Source organism: Phaeobacter sp. JH20_26 (assembly GCF_048056275.1).
In the GTDB taxonomy this organism is placed as follows: Bacteria; Pseudomonadota; Alphaproteobacteria; order Rhodobacterales; family Rhodobacteraceae; genus Phaeobacter; species Phaeobacter bryozoorum.
This window is the reverse complement of record NZ_JAYMWL010000013.1, coordinates 1,568,288-1,588,484: the sequence shown is the minus strand read 5'-3', so window position 1 is coordinate 1,588,484 and position 20,197 is coordinate 1,568,288. Positions and strand designations below refer to the sequence as shown.

The window sequence follows — 20,197 nt, the reverse complement described above, 5'->3', positions numbered from 1 at the left end:
TTTGTTGTTCTTGTTGCGGCCAGTTTGACCGCCCCAACCCATGTGTTTTTAAAAAGGTGCGACAATTTAGGCCGTAGCCTGCGGAAAGGGTCAACCGTTTTTTGACCTTTTGGTGTTATTCTGCGGTTTCGGCCTTGCGTAAACTGACGCACATGAGCACTGCGTCCACTGAAGACGCGCCTTCGCGCGGGTAGTAGCCGACCCGCCGCCCGGTTTCGGCGAATCCATAGGAGTGATACAGGGCACGCGCCGATCGGTTGTCTGCGGCAACTTCCAGAAAGCCATCGGTTGCATCTCTGGCCAGCGCGGCTTCCTGCCAGCTGTCCAAGACCATACGCGCAAACCCTTGACGCCGGTAGTCAGGGTGGGTCGCTATGGTCAGCAGTTCGGCCTCTCCAGCGACAACGCGTCCCAAGGCAAAGCATCGTGTATCGCCGACAGCATAGCTGAACGGGCTGTCGAGCAGGGCAGAAAATTCATCCGAAGACCACGGGCGCCCCTGCACAAAGGCAGCCCGATGGGTGTGGGCCATGTCCTGTGGTGTCAGATTTGAGGGACAGTTTCGTAGCATGGTCGACCGAAGGTATCAGCCATCAATCAGCGTTGGTGGGGCGTCTCTTGCCGGCGCGGCATCAGCAGCCCGCAGGTACAGCGGGGCAGGGGCAACTGCTTCTGTTTGGTAACGGTCGACGGCGTTGCGGGCGATGGCTTCGGCGATATTCGGCGGAGTTGCCTCGGCCAGCAACTCTAGATCATGCGCGGCGGCAACCGCCTGCGCTTCAACAAGTGGCATCAGCCGGGGCTCGCCTCCGGGAGGCAGTGCATAGACATGATCGCGAGGTGCGGGCACCGCAGCGAGAGTGCCGGGGTGATGGCGTGCGTCAAATCCGTTTACACCGACTGCCGGAATATCCAGCCCCAGCGCCAAACCGCGTGCAGCGGACACGGCGATGCGAATGCCTGTGAAGTTTCCGGGTCCGATACCGACACCAATGGCATCAAGATCCGCCCAAGCTGCGCCACCTTCGGCGAGCACCTCGTCCAGCAACGGCATCAATCGTTCGGCCTGGCCGCGAGTCATCTCCTCCAATCGGGAGGCCAGCACCGTGTCCCCACGCAACAAAGCGGCCGCGCAATGCGCGGCCGATGTATCAAAGCCAAGGACGAGAGCGTCAGACGGCAACGGGGCGAACCTCGGTCACTTCGGGGATGTAGTGGCGCAGCAGGTTTTCGATGCCCATCTTCAGCGTCAGTGTCGACGAAGGGCAGCCTGCGCAGGCGCCCTGCATATGCAGGTAGACCACTCCACGGTCAAAGCCGTGGAAGGTGATATCGCCGCCATCCTGAGCCACAGCAGGGCGCACGCGGCTGTCCAGAAGCTCTTTGATCTGGTTGACGATTTCGCCATCCTCACCGGTGTGTTCCGCATGGCCAGAGGTCTGTTCGCCACCTTCGGAAATCACCGGCTGACCGGACTGGAAATGTTCCATCACCGCGCCGAGGATGGCCGGTTTGATGTGGTCCCATTCAACCGTCTCTGCCTTGGTCACGGTTACGAAATCGTTGCCGAAGAACACGCCAGTCACGCCTGCAACAGCAAAAATGCGCTGCGCCAAAGGCGATGAGCCTGCGGCCTCTGCGCTGGGAAAATCAGCTGTGCCCATTTCCAGTACGGTCTGGCCCGGCAGGAATTTCAGCGTCGCCGGGTTGGGCGTGGATTCTGTCTGAATGAACATGTCGGGCCTCCTTAAAGCGTGGCAGAGATATGCGCCTCCGGTCGGCTTAAGTCAAGATTTGGAACGGTTCTAAAGTTGCGGAACCTTGTGGCGCGCGCTGGGGCCTTTCGCTTCGGATCCACTCGCGGCGAGTTCGTGCAACCCGCAGATCGGTCAGCTTGGCAGCGATCAGGTGATCGCTTCCAGTTTTTCTTTAGACAGATCGCCGGGTACGATTGTGATCGGCACCGGCAGGCTGCCGGATGAGCGACTTAACTGGGTGACGAGAGGACCAGGGCCTTTGCGGTCGTCACCGGCGCCCAGTACCAATACGCCGATTTCGGGATCAGATTCGATCTGGGCGATAATCTCTGGCACCGCTTCGCCTTCGCGGATCACGAGTTTGGGTTCGATACCTTGCCGGTCGCGCATCCACTTCGCGAATACTTCAAAATGGGCGTGTATGCGTTCGCGGGCCTCTTCGCGCATCACTTCGCCGACGCCAATCCAATGATTGAATTCGTCGGGTGGAATCACCGAAAGGATTTCTACTCCGCCGCCAGTCTTGGCGGCACGCATGGCGGCGAACCGCATGGCGTTCAGGCATTCGCGGCTGTCATCCAATACCACAAGAAATTTGCGCATATTGATCCTCTGGTTGTTCCGTCTGGATCATGGCGCAAGCCATCCCCCGGCGCAATAGATGAGCACAAAGGCTAGTCGCACGCAGCTATCCACGGCTGCTTGTTGCCCAATCCCAATAGAGATCCCGTGTGCGCTTGGCGATTGGTCCGATCTGGTATTGCCGATCGTCAAAGGCGGCAACTGGCGTGACCTTGCTCATATTGCCGGACATGAACACTTCGTCGGCGTCTTCAAAGTCTTTATAGCCAAGCACCGTTTCATGAACGGTGACACCATCTGAGCGCAGGTTTGCGATGTGACGGGCACGGGTGATCCCTGCAAGGAAGGTGCCATTTGCAATCGGAGTAAAGACCTCTCCGTCACGCACCATGAAAATATTGGCCGTGGCGGTCTCAGCGACATTCCCCATGGCATCGAGGGCGAGCGCGTTGCTGAATCCTTTTGCGCGCGCTTCACGCAGCATGCGGGCGTTGTTCGGATAGAGGCAACCGGCCTTTGCATTGACCACAGAACTCTCCAGCACGGGCCGGCGGAAGGAGGTGCGTGTCAGAGTCGCTACAGCTGTCGGGGCAGCCATAGGGATTTCTTCCAGACAAAGAGCAAACTGGGTGCTTGCGGGTTCCGGCGCGATCATCGTGGAATCGCCCTCGGTCGCCCAGTACATAGGGCGGATGTAGACCGCGGCATCTGGTGCAAAGAGAGCGAGACCCTCTTTGGCGATGGCGACCATATCGTCGACGCTGACGGTTGGAGCCATCATCAGCGCGTGGGCCGATGCGTTGGCTCTGGCGCAGTGCAGATCAAGGTCGGGCGTGACACCATCGAACAGCCGTGCACCGTCGAAAACCGACGATCCAAGCCAGGCCGCATGGTCAGCGGCCTTCATGATTGCCACATCGCCCTCATGCCAGCTGCCGTTGAAATAGGTGCGAATGGTCTTGCTGATCGCCATGTCGGGCCTCGTTTTTGGTGTGCTGGAACAGGCTGACCCTAGGATGCGATGGGTCAGTCGTCCAGACCTTTTCCGCTGGGTTCTTCCGCCATATGGGTGGGTGTCGGGCGGTGCCTTGATGTCGCCGCTTCAGGCCGGTTCGGGGGCCTCCAGCCCCAGCTCTCGCAACACGCCACGCATCTCGCTTTGCCACCGTGCGCGCAGCTCTGCGTTGCTGCGATGGCGCAACCCCAGTGTGCGAAGGGCTTCGAATTTGTCGGAGTCATCGACCCCAAAGCTGATGGCGACACGTGGCCACCAGTAACCGATGGACTCCTGCAACATACCGATGTCGCCTTCCTGGACGAGACGCGACAGGCCTTCATGGGCAAGCCGCGCGTGATGCGCCTCAATCGGTTGAATGGCGCGGAAGGCCTCGGCCAAGGGCTGGTAGGAGATCATGGACAGTTCTGCCAATTGCACGGCAACGGCGCGTCCCATCAAAAGGTTCATCACCACTGCATCGGCCCAGCCTTCGAGCGGGTAATTGAACACAGCAAGGCGCCGGTCATGTTTGGATCTGGCCTGATCCAGTCCAGCCTCGCGGTCCAGTCGGGCTGTCCAGGGGTGGTGGTCGACATAGCGCTCCGTGTCGGCCCCGAAATCGCCCATGACCTGCAAGACCCGGTCTGCATTGGCGGTTTTTTCCAATACGATCCGGGCGGCAGCCATGCGCGATTTGATCCCCGGGCCTTCGTTTATGATATCGACAAACCCCGCCGCTCCCGCCAGCGCGCTATCCACGAAACTGGCCATGATGGTCATCAGCTCAGCGCGATAGCGTGGCGGTACGTTGGAAGGATTGCTGAGGACGCCACCGGCCGCCAGATAGCTCTCAATGCTCATCTCGTCACTCATGCGATTGTCCTCTTGAGTCTGTTGCTGTGTGTTTCGTCCTGATCGCTCGGGCTCTAACCTAGTGGGCTATTGATCGTAGTCCACCACCACCTGATCACTCAGCGGATAGGCCTGACAGGACAGCACATAGCCTTTTTCGACCTCGTAATCCTCCAGCGCGTGGTTGGCGACCATTTCGACCTCGCCCTCCAGCACCTTGCAGCGGCAGGTGGAGCATACACCTGCCTTGCAGGCATAGGGCGCGTCCATGGCGTTCTCGAGCGCCGCGTCCAGCAGGGTCATGTCCTTGCCCATCTCGATGGTCTGGGTGGCGCCGTCCAGCGTAATCGCGGCCTTGGTCTGGTTGGCGCTGCTGGCCGCATCCGTTGCGGTGGCATTGCGCTTGGCGCGGCCTGGCTGAGCAGAGGCGAACAGTTCGAACTTGATCTGGCTATCGCCTAGACCGGCGGTGCGCAGTGCCGCAGCGATGCCCAGCATCATCGGCTCCGGGCCGCAGATAAAGGCGGTGTCGACCGACTGGATGTCGATCCAGTGCTCGAACAGCTGGGCGCACTTCCCCTCTGTCACCAGACCGGTGAACAAGTCGATTTCCTGAGCGTCGGATTCCAGTACATGGATCACATTGAAGCGGCCCATGTAGAGGTTTTTCAGATCCTCCAGTTCCTCGCGGAACATGATCGTGTTCACGCCCTTGTTGGCGTAGACCAGCGTGAAGGAGGATTTGGGCTCCGCCGCCAGCGTGGTCTTGAGGATCGACAGCACAGGGGTAATGCCGGAGCCGCCGGCAAAGCCCAGGTAGTGCTTTTCGGCGGTACCATCGAGCGGGGTGAAGAAGGTCCCCATCGGCGCCATCGCCTGCAGGGTATCACCCGCCTTCAGCTCGGTGTTAGCCCAGGTTGAAAAGGCGCCGCCGTTGACGCGCTTGATGCCGACCTGCAGGATGCCTTCGTCCTTGCCGGCGCAGATCGAGTAGCTGCGGCGCAGTTCCTCGCCGTCGAAGTCGCGGCGGAAGGTCAGGTACTGGCCTTGGGTGAAATCGAATTCCTCAGCCGCGCCACCCGCGGGCTTCAGGGTGACAACCACCGCATCGCGGATGGTCTTGCGGACGTCGGTGACTTCAAGGTCGTGAAAGCGCGCCATCAGGGTCTCCTCAGATGCACTTGAAATAATCAAAGGGTTCGAGGCAGTCCTGGCAGCGCCAGTGGGCCTTGCAGGGGGTCGAGCCGAACTGGCTGACCTTGGTGACATGTGTGCTGCCGCAGTGCGGGCATTTCTCGGGGCCGCCTGCGGGCTGGGGCGGGGCGATGCCGTAAGCCTCCAGCTTGGTGCGGCCTTTTTCCGACAGCCAATCGGTGGTCCAGGCCGGCGAAATCTGCGTTTTGAGCCGCAGATCAGTGATGCCGCGGCCGCGCAGGGCGGTCTCAATATCCATGGCGATCACCGCTGTGGCCGGGCAGCCGGAGTAGGTCGGGGTTACGGTGACCACCAAAGTCTTCCCTTCCCAGGCCACATCGCGGATGATGCCGAGATCCACCAGCGAGATCACCGGGATCTCCGGGTCCGGCACGGCGTCGAGCCAGTCCCAGACTTGGGTGATGCTTGGCTGAGTTGTCACTTGGCTCATGCGGTTACCCTCATTGGCTGTTCCGCCCGGACTTCCCAGCGGAAGCGGGCCTCACCCCCGTTTGACGCCGGGGATGCCCTCAGTTCCTTGGCCGAGGCCTTACCACTTGGCGCCGGGATAGGCGCGCTGCAGCCATTGCATCTGGGTCAGCAGGTGGCCCAGATGCTCTGTGTGCATCGCACCGGTGCGCCCGCCTTTGTGGGCAAAGCGGCTTTCGGGAATGGTCAGCGTCGCGTCACCCAGGATGCGGGACACCAGCGCGTCGTATTCTTCGCGCAGGGCCGCCGGATCGGGGGCGATGCCAGCCTTCACCATTTCGGCGTCCACATCGTCGGACTGGAACATCTCGCCCACATAGGGCCAGAGGTAATCCAGCGCCTCCTGCATCCGGCGGTGGCTTTCCCCGGTGCCGTCGCCCAGGCCCACCACCGTGTCGGCAGAGCGTTCCAAGTGATAGGCCACCTCTTTCGAAGCTTTTTCGGCGATTGCTGCAACGCGTTCGTCCGACGACTTCATCAGCCGGCCCAGCTGGATCGAATGCCAGGCGTCAAACAAGAACTGGCGCATCAGGGTGCGGCCGAAATCGCCGTTCGGCACCTCGCACAAGAGCACGTTGCGGAAATCCCAGGCGTCGCGCAGGAAGGCGAGATCGTCGGCGGATTTGCCGTCGCCTTCAACTTCGGCGGCAAGGCCGAGCCACATCTGGGTCTGGCCGATCATGTCCAGCGCAGTGTTGGCCAGCGCGATGTCCTCTTCCAGTACCGGCGCGTGGCCGCACCATTCGCTGACCCGGTGGCCGAGGATCAGGGTGTTGTCCCCCATCCGCAGCAGGAACTGGAAAAATGCGTCTTCGCGGGCCATTACATCGCCCCCACTTCTTCGGGGATGTCAAAGAAGGTCGGGTGGCGGTAGACCTTGCTCTCCGACGGCTCATAAAGCGGGCCCTTGTCGCTGGGCGAGGAGGCGGAAATGTGGTTCGCCTCGACCACCCAGATCGACACGCCTTCGTTGCGGCGGGTGTAGACGTCGCGGGCGTTCTTGATCGCCATTTCGGCGTCCGGCGCATGCAGCGAGCCGACGTGGCGGTGGCTCATGCCGTGCTGGCCGCGGATGAAGATTTCCCAGAGGGGCCATTCATTTTTCATGTCTCAAATCCTCCTGGCTGAGGGGGCGCTTGCGCGTCAGGGCGGAGCGCCGGAATGCTTGGGGTTACTCGGCGGCGTGCTGGCGCGCGGCTTTTTTCTTGGCGTGGGCAAGCAGGCCGTCGCGGACCCAGGCGCCGTCGTCCCAGGCCTTGTTGCGGGCGGCGAGGCGGTCAACGTTGCAGGGGCCATTGCCCTGGATCACGTCAAAGAACTCGCTCCAGTCCGGGTCGGTGTAATCGTAATGGCCGCGTTCCTCGTTCCATTTCAGGTCGGGATCGGGGATCGTCAGGCCCAGGTATTCGGCCTGCGGCACGGTCTGGTCGACGAACTTCTGGCGCAGCTCGTCGTTGGTGTTCATCTTGATCTTCCAGGCCATCGACTGGGCAGAGTGGACCGAGTCCTTGTCGGAAGGCCCGAACATCATCAGCGACGGGTACCAGAGGCGGTTCAGCGCATCCTGGGCCATCTTCTTCTGCTCCGGGGTTCCTTCCGCCATCTTGCGGATGGCATCGTAGCCCTGGCGCTGGTGGAAGCTTTCTTCCTTGCAGATGCGGATCATCGCGCGGGAGTAGGGGCCGAAGGAGGTCCGCTGCAGCGGCACCTGGTTCATGATCGCCGCGCCATCCACCAGCCAGCCGACCGCGCCGATGTCGGCCCAGTTCAGCGTCGGGTAGTTGAAGATCGACGAGTACTTCATGCGGCCGTCCAGCAGCATTTCGGTGATCTCGTCGCGGGAGACGCCCAGCGTCTCCGCCGCGCAGTAGAGGTAGAGGCCGTGGCCGGCCTCATCCTGCACCTTGGCGAGCAGGATCGCCTTACGCTCCAGCGTCGGCGCGCGGGTGATCCAGTTGCCCTCGGGCAGCTGGCCGACGATTTCGGAATGGGCGTGCTGGCCGATCTGGCGGATCAGCGTCTTGCGGTAGCCTTCGGGCATCCAGTCCTTGGGCTCGATCTTCTCGCCCGCGTCGATGCGGGCCTGGAAGGCCGCCAGCTTTTCCGGATCGTCCTGGGTCGCCTCGGATTTGATCATCTGAGCATACATGTCTGGGACCTCCCTAGAGTTCGTTACACGCGTTCGAGGATCAGGGCGGTGCCCTGTCCAACGCCGACGCACATGGTGCAGAGCGCATACCGCCCGCCGGTGCGCTGAAGCTGATAGGCAGCGGTCAGCACCAGCCGCGCCCCGGACATGCCGAGCGGGTGGCCCAGTGCAATCGCACCGCCGTTGGGATTAACATGGGGTGCTGCGTCCGCAACGCCAAGCTCGCGCAGGGTGGCAAGGCCCTGCGATGCAAAGGCCTCGTTCAGCTCGATCACGTCCATCTGTTCGATGGTCAGGCCGGTGCGGGCCAGAACCTTGCGGGTGGCGGGCACCGGGCCGATGCCCATGATGCGCGGCTCGACCCCGGCGGAGGCCATGCCGACAATGCGGGCCATCGGTGTCAGGCCGTTCTTTGCCGCAGTCGCTTCATTCGCCATCAGGATCGCCGCGGCGCCGTCGTTGACGCCGGAGGCATTGCCTGCGGTCACGGTCTTGTCCGGGCCGTTAACGCCCTTGAGGCCCGCCAGCTTCTCTGCCGAGGTGCCGGGGCGGGGGTGTTCATCGGTGTCCACCACCAGATCATAGCCCTTGCGCTGGGGGATTGTGACCGGGGTGATTTCGTCCTTGAAGATGCCGGCCTCATGCGCGGCAGCCCAGCGGGCCTGGCTGCGGGCGGCAAAGGCGTCCTGGTCCTCGCGGGAGACGCCGTAGTCCTCTGCCACATTATCGGCAGTCTGCGGCATCGAGTCGGTGCCGTACATCTCGTGCATCTTCTTGTTCACGAAGCGCCAGCCGATGGTGGTGTCGTAAACCGCATTGGCGCGGGTGAAGGCAGAGGTCGCCTTGGGCATCACGAAGGGCGCGCGCGACATGCTTTCGACGCCGCCGGCGATGGCCATGTCATAGTCGCCCGCCTTGATCCCGCGGGACGCCATACCGACCGCATCCATGCCGGAGGCGCAGAGACGGTTGATGGTGGTGCCGGGCACAGAGGTGGGCAGACCCGCCAGCAGCGCCGCCATGCGGGCCACGTTGCGGTTGCTTTCCCCGGCCTGGTTGGCATCGCCAAAGATCACATCGTCGAGGGAGCCCCAGTCCACGTCCGGGTTTCGCGCGGCGAGCGCGGCAATCGGCAGGGCGGCAAGATCATCGGTACGCACCTGGCTTAGCGCGCCGCCGTAGCGGCCGATCGGGGTGCGGGTGGCATCGCAGATGAAAGCATCCATGGGTGTTCGCGTCTCCTGTGGCGGCAGTAGATAAGCCGACCATTTAGTCGGTGATACGCGCAGAAGTGATTCTGGGCAAGAGAGATGTAACCAGATCGAACAAAGTGGTGGAATTCTGTAACGTATTAATGGTTCTCTTGCTGATCCTTCATATTTCGGTCGCTCTGCGCCTTCGCGCGTATGATCCATTCAGCGTCGCAGTGGCTGTCGAAAATAGTTTACATGTTGACTAATTGCGAGTGTCCGCTCTGATTGGAGAAGCGCGAGGTATCTGTTCGCTGCGATCTTTGCGGTGACCGGAATGGGGGGGTGAATGAATATTCTCTATATCATGTTTGACCAGCTGCGGTTTGACTACCTCAGCTGTGCTGGGCATCCACATCTACAGACGCCTCATTTGGATGGGCTGGCACGGCGCGGGGTCCGGTTCACCAGAGCCTATGTGCAGTCGCCCACCTGCGGTTCTTCCCGTATGTCGAGTTACACCGGGCGCTATCCCTCAAGCCACGGGGTGCAGTTCAACGGTTACCCGCTGCGGGTGGGCGAATGGACAATGGGTGACCACTTGCGCAAGACCGGGATGAGTTGCCACCTGATTGGCAAGACGCATATGGTTGCCGATGCCGAGGGGCTGGAGCGTCTGGGTCTTGCCCCTGACAGCATCATCGGTGTGCGCCAGACGGAATGCGGTTTTGACCCATTTGTCCGTGATGACGGGCTGTGGGCTGAGGGGCCGGACGGTTTTTATGACAGTAAGCGAAGCCCCTATAATGAGTATCTCAAATCGCAGGGCTACCCCGGCGACAACCCCTGGAGCGATTTTGCAAACGCCGGCGTGGATGGTGACGATATCGCCTCTGGCTGGTTCATGGTCAACGCAGACAAGCCCGCCAATATCGCGGAGGAGGACAGTGAGACGCCTTGGCTCACCCGTGAAGCCATGCGGTTTATCGAAACTGCGGAGAGGGAGGGCGATCAGCCGTGGTGTGCGCATCTGAGTTACATCAAGCCGCATTGGCCATATATTGTGCCTGCGCCTTACCACGATATGTATGGTCCTGAGCATGTTCTGCCCGCAGTTCGTTCGAGCGCCGAGCGCGAGAATGCGCATCCGGTATTTGCCGGTATGATGAACAATCAGATTGGTCAGGCCTTCTCCCGTGAGGAAGTGCGTCAGAAGGTGATCCCCGCCTATATGGGGCTGATCAAACAGGCTGACGATCAGATGGGTCGACTGTTCTCCTGGCTTGAGGCAACCGGGCGAATGAAGGATACGATGATCGTGGTGACCTCGGACCATGGCGACTACCTCGGCGATCACTGGCTGGGCGAGAAGAACCTTTTCCATGAACCGTCGATCAAGGTGCCGCTGATCATCTACGATCCGCGGCCCGAGGCCGACGCCACCCGCGGCACCACCTGCGATGCACTGGTCGAGTCGATTGATCTGCTTCCGACCTTTCTGGAGGCAGCGGGCGGCGCGGCGGCACCTCATATCCTGGAAGGGCGCTCATTGATGCCCTTGTTGCGCGGCGAGACTTCAGAGTGGCGCGACTACGCGGTGGCCGAGTTTGATTATGCGACGCTCCCCCTGTCCGAAACACTTGGCCTGGCTCCGAAAGATGCGAGGCTGTTCATGATCGTGGATGCGCGCTGGAAGTTCATGCACGCTGAGGGCGGGCTTCGGCCCATGCTGTTCGATTTGCAGGAGGATCCAGATGAGCTCGTGGATCTTGCCAAAACGAAGGCGCATCAGGAGGTGATCGACCTCATGTACGATCGACTGCTCGAGTGGGGGCTGCGGATGTCGCAACGCATTACCCTTTCTGACGAGCAGATTGCCAAGCGCCGAGGGAAATCGGCGCGCAAAGGGATCCTGTTAGGCGTCTATGAGCCGTCGGAGGTGGATGCAACCCTGACCGAGGCCTATCGTCGACCGGTTCCGAAAGCTGAGAGCTGACCGTCTAGCGCCCAAATACCGCGAGACGCACCGTCACGACCCGCAGGCAAATCGTGATGCTTGGCAAGCGGCGCAGACGCGCGGCATGATATCTCTTGTCAGGTCACGAAGCCGGATTTAGGGTCGGCATCAAGTTTGCGGAATGATGTTCCGCATGGCGAAATGTGCGGGGGTGACGTCTGCGTCCTGATCCGTGCCTGCCGCAAGGCAGCTGCGTTCCCGCGGTTGGAGCCTGTCGAAGTTTTGATCGGCATCGCTCGCAATAAGAGGAAAGATCCATGACTGAAGCCGTTGTTTATGAGCGTATTGGCGATATTGCAGTGCTGGGCGCGCAGAACCCGCCAGTGAACGCTCTTGGCGTTGACGTGCGCCGTGGGCTTCTTGCCGGGATTGAGCGCGCCGAGGAAGAAGGCGCACGTGCCGTACTGATCTACGGCGAGGGGCGAACCTATTTCGCTGGCGCCGATATCCGCGAGTTCGGCAAGCCTATGCAAGAGCCCGGATTGCCTGACCTGTGCAACCGCATCGAAGCCGCCAAGCTCATCGTGGTTTCTGCCCTCCACGGCACCGCGCTGGGCGGTGGGTTGGAAGTGGCGCTGTCGTCGCACTACCGGATTGCAGTGCCAAGCGCCAAGATGGGCTTGCCTGAGGTGCATCTCGGCATCATCCCGGGCGCTGGGGGGACGCAGCGGCTGCCGCGCGTCACCGGAATCGAGGCGGCACTGGAGATCATCACCACCGGCCGCCATGTGTCGGCGGCAGAAGCCTTCGACAAGGGGGTCGTTGACCGTATTGCGGAGGGCAGTCCCCGCGAAGTCGGTCTGGCTTACACCCGTGAATTGCTGGACCAGGATGCGCCGCGTCGACCGGTCTGTGATATGCCGCCACCGGAACCCATCGATTTCGATGAGGCCTATGAACGGGTGCTCGCCCGGGGCCGCGGTCAGCTGTCCCCGGCCGTCGCGGTGCGTGCCGTTCAGGCTGCATGTGAAGCCAAGAGCTTTCTTGACGGGGTGCGCCAGGAGCGAGAGCTGTTTAAGAAGCTGATGGAGAGCGATCAGCGACAGGGTCTGATCCACGCATTCTTTTCGGAGCGCGCGGTCAGCAAGCTGCCAGAGCTGGCCGATGTGACCCCGCGCGACGTCGCCTCGATGGGGGTGATTGGTGGCGGCACGATGGGCGCAGGCATTGCAACCGCCGCCCTGTTGTCGGGGCTGCCCGTAGTACTGATCGAACGTGATGATGCGGCGACGGTCGCAGCTCATGAACGGATCGAAGGCAATCTGAAAGGGGCGCTTAAACGCGGCAAGATCGATCAGTCGCAGTTTGATACCATGATGAACGAGGCGCTGCAGCTGGCGACGGATTATGCAGCGCTGTCGCAGGTCGATCTGGTGGTCGAAGCCGTGTTTGAAGACATGGACGTCAAACGCGACGTTTTCTCGGCGCTGGATACGCATTGCAAACCCGGCGCAATTCTCGCCAGCAACACGTCATATCTCGATATCAATGAAATCGCTGCTGCGACGCGCCGACCGGCGGATGTGATCGGGTTGCACTTCTTCTCCCCGGCGCATGTGATGAAACTGCTTGAGGTCGTGGTTGCAGATCAGACCGCGCCTGATGTGGTCGCCACCGGAATTGCCCTTGGCAAACGGCTGAAGAAGATCTCTGTGCGTTCAGGTGTCTGCGATGGTTTCATCGGCAACCGGATCATGAACAGCTACCGCAAGGCTGCCGATTACATGGTGCTGGACGGAGCCTCACCCTACCAGATTGACAAGGTGATGACCGGGTTCGGATTTGCGATGGGGCCATTTGCGGTGGCGGATCTGGCAGGGCTTGATATCGGCTGGGCAGCCCGCAAACGGCGGGCGCCGACACGCGATCCCCGTGAGCGGGTTGTGCATTTTTCCGATATGCTCTGCGAAGCTGGAGACTTCGGGCAGAAGACCGGCCGGGGTTTTTATGTCTACGAAGAGGGCAAGCGCGGCGGGACCCCAAATCCACAGGTATCCGAGTATATCGAACGCGATCAGCGGGATCAGGGCGTGACGCCGCAGGTCTTGGCCAATGACGAGGTCCTGCGGCGCTACATGTGCGCGATGGTTAATGAGGCGGCGAAGGTTGTCGGCGAGGGAATCGCCCGGCGTCCGCTGGATGTGGATATGGTATTGCTGTTCGGCTATGGCTTTCCGCGGTTTTGGGGCGGCCCGCTGAAATGGGCTGACCTGCAAGGTTTGGATAGCATCCTCAAGGACATCAAACGCTATGCCAAGGAAGATGCGTTTTTCTGGCAGCCGGCGCCCTTGCTGGAAGAGCTTGTCGCCGAGGGCCGCAGCTTTGACGATCTCAACAAGGAGGCCCGGTGAGATGAAACAGGCTGTCATCGTTTCCGCTGCCCGCACTGGGTTGGCCAAGTCTTTTCGCGGATCGTTCAACCAGACCCATGGCGCGACTTTGGGCGGCCATGCCGTAGCTGCAGCCGTCGAGCGGGCTGGCCTAGATGGTGGAGAGATCGAGGATTGCATTATCGGCTGCGGGTTCCCCGAACAGGCTACGGGTCACAATATCGGACGTCAGATTGCGCTGCGCGCGGGATTGCCGCAGACCGCAGCAGGCATGACTGTGAACCGGTTCTGCGCCTCGGGTCTTCAGACCATCGCGCTTGCGGCCCAGCAGATTACAGCCGAAGGGGCTGGCCCGATGGTTGCAGGTGGGGTCGAGAGCATCTCCATGGTGCAGCCCAATGTGAAGCAGGTGCAGGACCCCTGGTTGCAGGCGCACAAGCCAGACGTTTATTTGGCCATGATCGATACCGCAGATATCGTTGCCGAGCGTTACGGGATCAGCCGGGAAGCGCAGGATGCCTACGGGCTGCGCAGCCAGCAGCGGATAGCAGCGGCGCAGGGTGCAGGGCTGTTTGACGACGAAATCGTGCCCATGCAGACCGTTATGGCTTTAAAAGATAAGGAAACCGGTGAGGTTGGCACCCGCGAGGTGACTGTGGATCGCGACGAATGTAATCGCCCGCAAACCACTTTGGACGGGCTTGCCGGATTGGACCCGGTGCGTGGCGAGGGCAAGTTCATCACCGCAGGAAACGCCAGCCAGCTTTCCGATGGTTCGGCGGCGGTCGTGATGATGGAGGCCACCGAGGCAAGCCGTCGAGGGCTGAACCCGATGGGGGCGTTTCGCGGGTTCTGCGTTGCCGGCTGTGCGCCTGACGAAATGGGCATCGGCCCGGTACATGCGGTGCCGCGCCTGCTGGAGCGGCACGGGCTGACAGTCGCGGATATCGATCTGTGGGAGCTGAATGAGGCTTTTGCCAGCCAGGCGCTCTATTGCCGTGACCAGCTCCGTATCCCAGATGAAATCTGCAACGTGAACGGCGGATCAATTGCCATCGGCCATCCCTTTGGCATGACAGGCGCACGAATGGTCGGGCATCTGCTGCGTGAGGGCCGTCGACGTGGGGCCAAGCTGGGTGTTGCAACCATGTGCATCGGCGGCGGCATGGGGGCTGCGGGCCTGTTCGAGATCTACTGACTATCTGGGTACGGCTTCGCCGGTAGGTGCGGTCCAAGTAGATCCCGGATGAGAGCAGCGGGCACTATCGAAATAGCGCGGGGAGGTACGCGGAGATGGATCTGAATTACTCGACCGAAGAGTTGGCCTTTCGCGCGGAAGTGCGCGCCTTTCTGGAGGCGAAGCTGCCTCAGGATCTGTCGGACGCTGTGCGCCTGGGGCGGGGTATCGGCAAAGAGGGGCATGATCGCTGGCACCAGATCCTGAACGATCAGGGGTGGCTGGCACCGACCTGGCCGCAGGAGTATGGCGGCTGCGGCTGGAATGCGGTCCAGCGCCACATCTTCGAAGAAGAATGTTGTCGCGCCCACGCGCCGCGCATCGTTCCGTTTGGTTTGACCATGCTTGCGCCGGTTCTGCAAAAATTCGGATCCGATGCGCAGCGCGCGTATTTCCTGCCCAAAGTTCTGTCCGGTGAACACTGGTGGTGTCAGGGATATTCCGAGCCGGGCGCAGGGTCCGATTTGGCCAGCCTGAGCACGCGCGCAGTTCGCGATGGTGACCATTATATCGTCAACGGACAAAAAACTTGGACCACGCTTGGCCAATTCGCCAACTGGATTTTCTGTCTCGTCCGCACTGATCCTCAGGCCAAGCAGCAGGAGGGGATTTCCTTTCTGCTGATTGACATGGCGACACCAGGCATCGAAGTGCGGCCGATCATCCTTCTTGATGGCACCCATGAGGTCAACGAAGTCTGGTTCAATGATGTGCGCGTGCCTGCTGAAAATCTGGTTGGTGAGGAAAACAAAGGCTGGACCTATGCCAAATATCTGCTGACCCATGAACGCACCAATATTGCAGGTGTCGGGTTCAGCCAAGCAGGGCTGGAGGCGGTGAAACGTCTCGCGCGTCACCAGCTTCATCGCGGTCGCCCGCTGATCGAAAATCCACATTTCGCCGCGCGACTCGCCCGCGCGGAAATCGATCTGATGGCCATGTCCACCACCAATCTGCGCATCATCTCAGCTGCGGCCCAAGGGCAGGCGCCCGGCGTCGAAAGCTCCATGCTCAAGGTGAAAGGCACCGAAATACGTCAGGAGATCAACGATCTCGCACGGCGCGCAGCGGGCGTTTATGCCCTGCCGTTTGCGTCGGAGGCGGTAGCCGGTGACAACAACGCGCTTTCTCCACCAGAGGGGAGCGAAGCTGTCGCGGCCCAGTATTTCAACAATCGAAAACTGTCGATCTTCGGTGGATCGAACGAGATCCAGAAGAATATCATTGCCAAGGTTTCTCTGGGAGGCAGGACATGAACTTTCAGCTGACAGAAGAGCGCCAGATGCTTCAGGACAGTTTGCGCCGGTTTCTTCGCGATCGGTATTCTGTCGCCGCCCGAAACCAGGCGCTTGCCGATCCTTCGGGGTACTCTCCGGAAATTTGGGGACAGCTTGCTGACCTCGGGCTGATTGGCGCGCTGCTGCCCGAGGCCGCTGGTGGATATGGCGGGGCCGGATTCGACATTGCGACGGTGTTTGAGGAATTGGGCCGGGCCGGCGTTGTTGAACCGGTGCTTGACAGCGCCGTTCTTTGTGGCGTGCTGCTGTGTGGCTCTGGCACAGATCCGATTTCGCCGCGTGATCAGAAAATGATTGATCGGCTGATCGCTGGAGATCTGCAGCTGGCCTTTGCCCACGGCGAGCCTGCCAGCCGGTATGAGCGTACCTGGATCGAAACCAAGGCTGTCGACGAGGGGGATGACATTCTGCTCACCGGGCGGAAATCCGTGGTAGTGAATGCAGAGGCGGCCGACTTGCTGATTGTTGCCGCGCGCGAAGCGGGGTCACCCGGAGATCGTGACGGCCTGTCCCTATTTTGTGTTCGCCCCGATGCACCCGGTCTGCGAATGCGGGGTAGCGCATTGCTGGCAGGCGGCAGAGCCGCCGAGATGGAACTGGATTGTGTTCGGCTGTCGAAATCAGCGCGGATCGGCGCAGCTGGCCATGCTGCGGACCGTATCGAAGGCGCCATTGCCGCGGCGGAGGTTGCGCTCGCCGCAGAGACGCTTGGCGCGATGGAAACAGCCGTACGGCTGACGATGGATTACCTGACTACACGGCAGCAATTTGGACGTCCAATCGGCACGTTTCAGGCCTTGCAGCATCGCGTTGCAGAGATGTTGATCGAGCTCGAACAGGCGCGTTCTGCCGTGATCAATGCAGCAGGCCACCTGGAGGATCTGCCACTGGTGCGGGATCGTCATATCGCCGCCGCGCGCAATCTCATCGGGCGGACGGGGCGCCATATCGCGGAAGAGGCGATCCAGCTTCACGGAGGCATCGCGATGACTGCCGAATATGAGTTGGCCCATATCGCCAAACGCATCGTCTTGGCGGAACACCGCTTTGGTGATGCTGATACCCAGTTGGAGCGGTTCATTGACCTCACGGCGGCCTGATCCGATATCGCAGGCCACCGAGGCTGCGGCAGCATATGGGTCCGGGGGCACCAAGCGCATCATTGACGATCCAGGTTGTCAGCAGATGGTCGGGTATCGCACCGAGATCGATACGCAAACCGGGGCATGCCTTGTGATGCTGGAGCTTGCTCCACAGCACCTTAACCGCAATGGCCTCCTGCATGGTGGCATCGTTGCGACCCTGATGGATGTGGTCTGTGGCAATACGGCATCTCAGCATTTTGACGCAGCCTTGCACCCGCCGGTGGTGACCGTCTCACTGACCTTGTCCTATATCGCGGCTGCACGGTCCGGGCAGGTTGTGGCATCGGCAACGGCAACAGGCGGTGGTGCCTCCCTGGCCTATGTGGCGGGAGAGCTGGTGGATGGTCGCGGGCAGATCTTGGCCACTGCGAGCGGGGTCTTCAAAAGGATACGGGGCTGAGGCCCCCGCGGCGCAGCTTTGTCTGCGGGGGGGGACAGATATCAACACGACCACGGGGAATCGAACATGACGCTTTGGCACGAGTATCTTGAGCAACATGCGCGCCATCGTCCGGAGTCTCCGGCCTTCAGCGACAGCGGCGGGACGAAGTGGACCTATGGTGAGCTTGCCCGCGTCTGCGACGAACTGCGATCTCATCTGGTGGCCGCTGGAGTGGGGCCGGGTGACCGGGTCATGTTACTCTGCGAGAACTGCTGCGTCGCCGTTGCAGCCCTGTTTGCTACCTCACAATTGGGCGGTGTTGCAGTTCCCGTGAATGCCCGGATGCGGGCGCCCGAGGTCGAGCGTATCCGCGCCCATGCCGAGCCGACAGTGATCCTGCTGACGGTGGCCGCTTCGCCGGATGCTGCGGCCCACGCGGCCCGATTGGGCGCACACCCGATGCCGGGCGATCTGGGCAGCTTGCAGATCGTCATGTCAGCCCCCGGAGAGGGTGTTGCGGCGGGCGATCGAGGCGATGAAACGATACCGTCCGATCTGGCCGTGCTGCTCTACACAACCGGTACGACCGGTGATCCAAAGGGGGTGATGCTCAGCCATGGAAACCTGAGTTTCGGCGGCGGTGCCTCGGCTCGCTTGCGCGATATGACCGTAAGAGATGTGATCTATGGCGTTTTGCCACTTAGCCACGTGTTTGGCCTTGCGTCCGTTCTGACCGCCTCCGTGATGATCGGGGCCGAGGTTCGTCTTGAGGCGCGCTTTAGCGCGGCGCGGTTTTATCAGGCGTTGCGGAGCGGCGTCACCTTGGTTTCCGCCGTACCGCAGATGCACGCGCTGGTGATGCAATACGCTAAGGAACAGGGGTTGGCGCATCTTGATAGTCCCGATCTGCGCTATGTCTCCTCTGGCGCGGCTCCGCTCGACCCGGATTGGAAACGGCGGGCGGAAGATTTTTACGGCGTTGCCCTGCAGAACGGCTATGGGATGACCGAGGCCACGGCAGGGATCTGCGCGACACGCAACTGCCTGGGTGACCCTGATACATCGGTTGGCCCACCGCTATCGGGGGTTGAGGTGCGTCTGGATGAAAATGTTCCGGGCGGCGGCGGCGGGCTGGGAGAGATCTGCCTGCGCGGAGACAACGTTATGCTCGGCTATTTCCGCAACCCGAACGCCACGCGGGCGGCTCTCGATCCCGAAGGTTGGCTGCGCAGCGGCGATATGGGGCGTTGGGACCAAAGCGGCAATCTGCACATCGACGGACGCGCCAAGGAGCTGATTATCCATGGCGGTTTCAATGTCTTCCCGCCGGAGGTCGAAGCAGCTCTGAATGCCCATCCGCAGGTGGTTCAATCCGCTGTTGTCGGCCGCCAGATGGACGGGGACGAACAGGTGGTCGCCTTTGTGCAGCTGGCCACTGCCGATGCGCCTCGGGTTGAGGACTTACGTCTCTTCGTGGCAGAGCGTCTGGCAGGCTATAAACGGCCCGGCCTTATTGTGCTCACAGAACAGCTGCCAGCGGCACCGACAGGCAAGATCCTGAAGCATCTTCTGCTGTCCCATTTCGCGGACCGGCTGGCGTGAAGCGCCCGCGCCGCGCAACGCGCGGCGCTTGGCTCAACGGCTTCAGCGCCTTTCTTGAAAGGCGTCGCAGCGGGCGGGAGTTCCTTGTGTCCGCCCTACTGAATGCGCGCTGCTGTGATGTCGCTCGCTCAGGCCCAGACGCCAGCAGCAGCGGCTCGGATGTTGCGGATATTCTCTCCGTAAACCTCCGGCGTATCGACGGAGCCGCCCTTGAACACTGCTGATCCGGCGACCAGCACGTCTGCCCCGGCTTCTGCCACCAGCGGTGCGGTCTTGGGGTCAACGCCGCCATCAATCTCGATATGCACCGGGCGATCACCGATCATGGACCGCAGGCTACGAATCTTGGCGGTCATATCGATGAACTTCTGACCGCCGAACCCGGGGTTCACCGTCATGACGCAGATCAGATCGGTCAGATCCAGCAGATGGGCAACCGCCTCGGCAGGGGTGCCGGGGTTCAGGGCCACACCGGCTTTCATACCTGCCCCACGGATCGCTTGCAGGGTGCGATGAATATGCGGCCCGGCCTCGACATGTGCGGTCAGCACGTCGGCCCCGGCATCTGCATAGGCATCGATATAGGGGTCGACCGGCGCAATCATCAGATGCACATCCATCACGGTTTTGACATGTGGGCGAAACGCCTTCACCGCCATCGGACCAAAAGTAAGGTTGGGTACAAAATGCCCGTCCATCACATCGATATGAACCCAATCGGCGCCTTGGGATTCGATGGCCTGAATCTCCTGACCAAAATTGGCAAAGTCGGCAGACAGGATCGAAGGTGCGATTTTGATGGAGCGGTCGAAAGACATGGCAGCAGTTCCTTGGTTTCGTGGGCAGCGTTTCGTCGCCGTATAGCGGCTTGTTGCCGGCGCGCCTAGGGGCGTGCTGGCTGTTGTCACGCCGGCCGTTACAAAAGCTTCACCGCGATGACACACAAGCTTTGATCTGGCAGCTTAGTCAGTCCCGC

20 protein-coding genes are annotated in these 20,197 nt (G+C 61.2%); 7 read left to right on the top strand and 13 right to left on the bottom strand.

Annotated elements, in window-relative coordinates:
• Nucleotides 1-115: 115 nt before the first annotated feature.
• The 12 genes from VWY60_RS13330 to pcaF all read right to left on the bottom strand — a co-directional run bounded on the left by VWY60_RS13330 (nt 116) and on the right by pcaF (nt 9,246).
• The gene (locus VWY60_RS13330) at nt 116-532 is read right to left on the bottom strand and encodes a GNAT family N-acetyltransferase (protein WP_340544335.1); all 417 of its coding nucleotides are present in this window, start codon (nt 530-532) and stop codon (nt 116-118) included.
• Nucleotides 533-586: 54 nt separating this feature from the next.
• Nucleotides 587-1,183, bottom strand: a complete 597-nt coding sequence (tsaB, locus tag VWY60_RS13325; protein WP_416540706.1) for a tRNA (adenosine(37)-N6)-threonylcarbamoyltransferase complex dimerization subunit type 1 TsaB — start codon at nt 1,181-1,183, stop codon at nt 587-589.
• Complete coding sequence (locus VWY60_RS13320; RefSeq protein WP_340544337.1) at nt 1,173-1,736, bottom strand: NifU family protein; 564 nt, start codon at nt 1,734-1,736, stop codon at nt 1,173-1,175. Before VWY60_RS13320 ends, tsaB begins: the two co-directional genes overlap by 11 nt.
• Nucleotides 1,737-1,904: 168 nt before the next feature.
• Nucleotides 1,905-2,360: a universal stress protein gene (locus tag VWY60_RS13315; RefSeq protein ID WP_340544338.1), complete on the bottom strand. Its 456-nt coding sequence runs from the start codon at nt 2,358-2,360 to the stop codon at nt 1,905-1,907.
• 85 nt (nt 2,361-2,445) lie between these two features.
• On the bottom strand, nt 2,446-3,312 hold the full coding sequence (locus tag VWY60_RS13310; protein WP_416536466.1) for a branched-chain amino acid aminotransferase: 867 nt from the start codon (nt 3,310-3,312) through the stop codon (nt 2,446-2,448).
• Between the two features lie 129 nt (nt 3,313-3,441).
• The gene (locus VWY60_RS13305; protein ID WP_416536467.1) at nt 3,442-4,209 is read right to left on the bottom strand and encodes a Phenylacetic acid catabolic protein; all 768 of its coding nucleotides are present in this window, start codon (nt 4,207-4,209) and stop codon (nt 3,442-3,444) included.
• A 66-nt stretch (nt 4,210-4,275) separates the two neighbouring features.
• Nucleotides 4,276-5,349 (bottom strand): 1,2-phenylacetyl-CoA epoxidase subunit PaaE, encoded by a 1,074-nt coding sequence (gene paaE / locus VWY60_RS13300; protein WP_416540705.1) that lies wholly within the window; start codon nt 5,347-5,349, stop codon nt 4,276-4,278.
• 10 nt (nt 5,350-5,359) lie between these two features.
• Nucleotides 5,360-5,833, bottom strand: coding sequence for a 1,2-phenylacetyl-CoA epoxidase subunit PaaD (gene paaD, locus VWY60_RS13295; RefSeq protein ID WP_260017686.1), 474 nt, complete (start codon nt 5,831-5,833; stop codon nt 5,360-5,362).
• Nucleotides 5,834-5,932: 99 nt separating this feature from the next.
• A complete protein-coding gene (paaC, locus tag VWY60_RS13290; protein ID WP_416536470.1) occupies nt 5,933-6,694 on the bottom strand; it encodes a 1,2-phenylacetyl-CoA epoxidase subunit PaaC in 762 nt (253 codons plus the stop codon).
• Nucleotides 6,694-6,978 (bottom strand): 1,2-phenylacetyl-CoA epoxidase subunit PaaB, encoded by a 285-nt coding sequence (gene paaB / locus VWY60_RS13285; RefSeq protein ID WP_008562338.1) that lies wholly within the window; start codon nt 6,976-6,978, stop codon nt 6,694-6,696. Before paaB ends, paaC begins: the two co-directional genes overlap by 1 nt.
• Nucleotides 6,979-7,042: 64 nt before the next feature.
• Complete coding sequence (gene paaA, locus VWY60_RS13280) at nt 7,043-8,020, bottom strand: 1,2-phenylacetyl-CoA epoxidase subunit PaaA (protein ID WP_416540704.1); 978 nt, start codon at nt 8,018-8,020, stop codon at nt 7,043-7,045.
• 23 nt (nt 8,021-8,043) lie between these two features.
• Nucleotides 8,044-9,246: a 3-oxoadipyl-CoA thiolase gene (gene pcaF / locus VWY60_RS13275; RefSeq protein WP_416540703.1), complete on the bottom strand. Its 1,203-nt coding sequence runs from the start codon at nt 9,244-9,246 to the stop codon at nt 8,044-8,046.
• A gap of 313 nt (nt 9,247-9,559) precedes the next feature.
• Between pcaF and VWY60_RS13270 the strand changes: the two genes are divergently transcribed.
• From VWY60_RS13270 to VWY60_RS13240, 7 genes are all read left to right on the top strand, one after another.
• Nucleotides 9,560-11,206, top strand: a complete 1,647-nt coding sequence (locus VWY60_RS13270) for a sulfatase-like hydrolase/transferase (RefSeq protein WP_416540702.1) — start codon at nt 9,560-9,562, stop codon at nt 11,204-11,206.
• 278 nt (nt 11,207-11,484) lie between these two features.
• Nucleotides 11,485-13,578 carry a 3-hydroxyacyl-CoA dehydrogenase NAD-binding domain-containing protein gene (locus VWY60_RS13265; protein ID WP_416540701.1) on the top strand — a complete coding sequence of 698 codons (2,094 nt, stop codon included), beginning with the start codon at nt 11,485-11,487 and terminating at the stop codon, nt 13,576-13,578.
• A 1-nt stretch (nt 13,579) separates the two neighbouring features.
• On the top strand, nt 13,580-14,755 hold the full coding sequence (locus VWY60_RS13260) for an acetyl-CoA C-acyltransferase (protein WP_416537209.1): 1,176 nt from the start codon (nt 13,580-13,582) through the stop codon (nt 14,753-14,755).
• A 95-nt stretch (nt 14,756-14,850) separates the two neighbouring features.
• Entirely contained in the window at nt 14,851-16,050 is a 1,200-nt protein-coding gene (locus VWY60_RS13255; RefSeq protein WP_416540700.1) for an acyl-CoA dehydrogenase family protein, read from the top strand.
• Nucleotides 16,047-17,192, top strand: coding sequence for an acyl-CoA dehydrogenase family protein (locus tag VWY60_RS13250; protein WP_416540699.1), 1,146 nt, complete (start codon nt 16,047-16,049; stop codon nt 17,190-17,192). Before VWY60_RS13255 ends, VWY60_RS13250 begins: the two co-directional genes overlap by 4 nt.
• A complete protein-coding gene (locus VWY60_RS13245) occupies nt 17,173-17,637 on the top strand; it encodes a PaaI family thioesterase (protein WP_416540698.1) in 465 nt (154 codons plus the stop codon). Before VWY60_RS13250 ends, VWY60_RS13245 begins: the two co-directional genes overlap by 20 nt.
• A 66-nt stretch (nt 17,638-17,703) precedes the next feature.
• Nucleotides 17,704-19,221: a class I adenylate-forming enzyme family protein gene (locus VWY60_RS13240; RefSeq protein WP_416540697.1), complete on the top strand. Its 1,518-nt coding sequence runs from the start codon at nt 17,704-17,706 to the stop codon at nt 19,219-19,221.
• 128 nt (nt 19,222-19,349) lie between these two features.
• On the opposite strand, the gene rpe is transcribed toward VWY60_RS13240, so the two are convergent.
• On the bottom strand, nt 19,350-20,039 hold the full coding sequence (gene rpe / locus VWY60_RS13235; RefSeq protein WP_340544360.1) for a ribulose-phosphate 3-epimerase: 690 nt from the start codon (nt 20,037-20,039) through the stop codon (nt 19,350-19,352).
• Nucleotides 20,040-20,197: the final 158 nt, after the last annotated feature.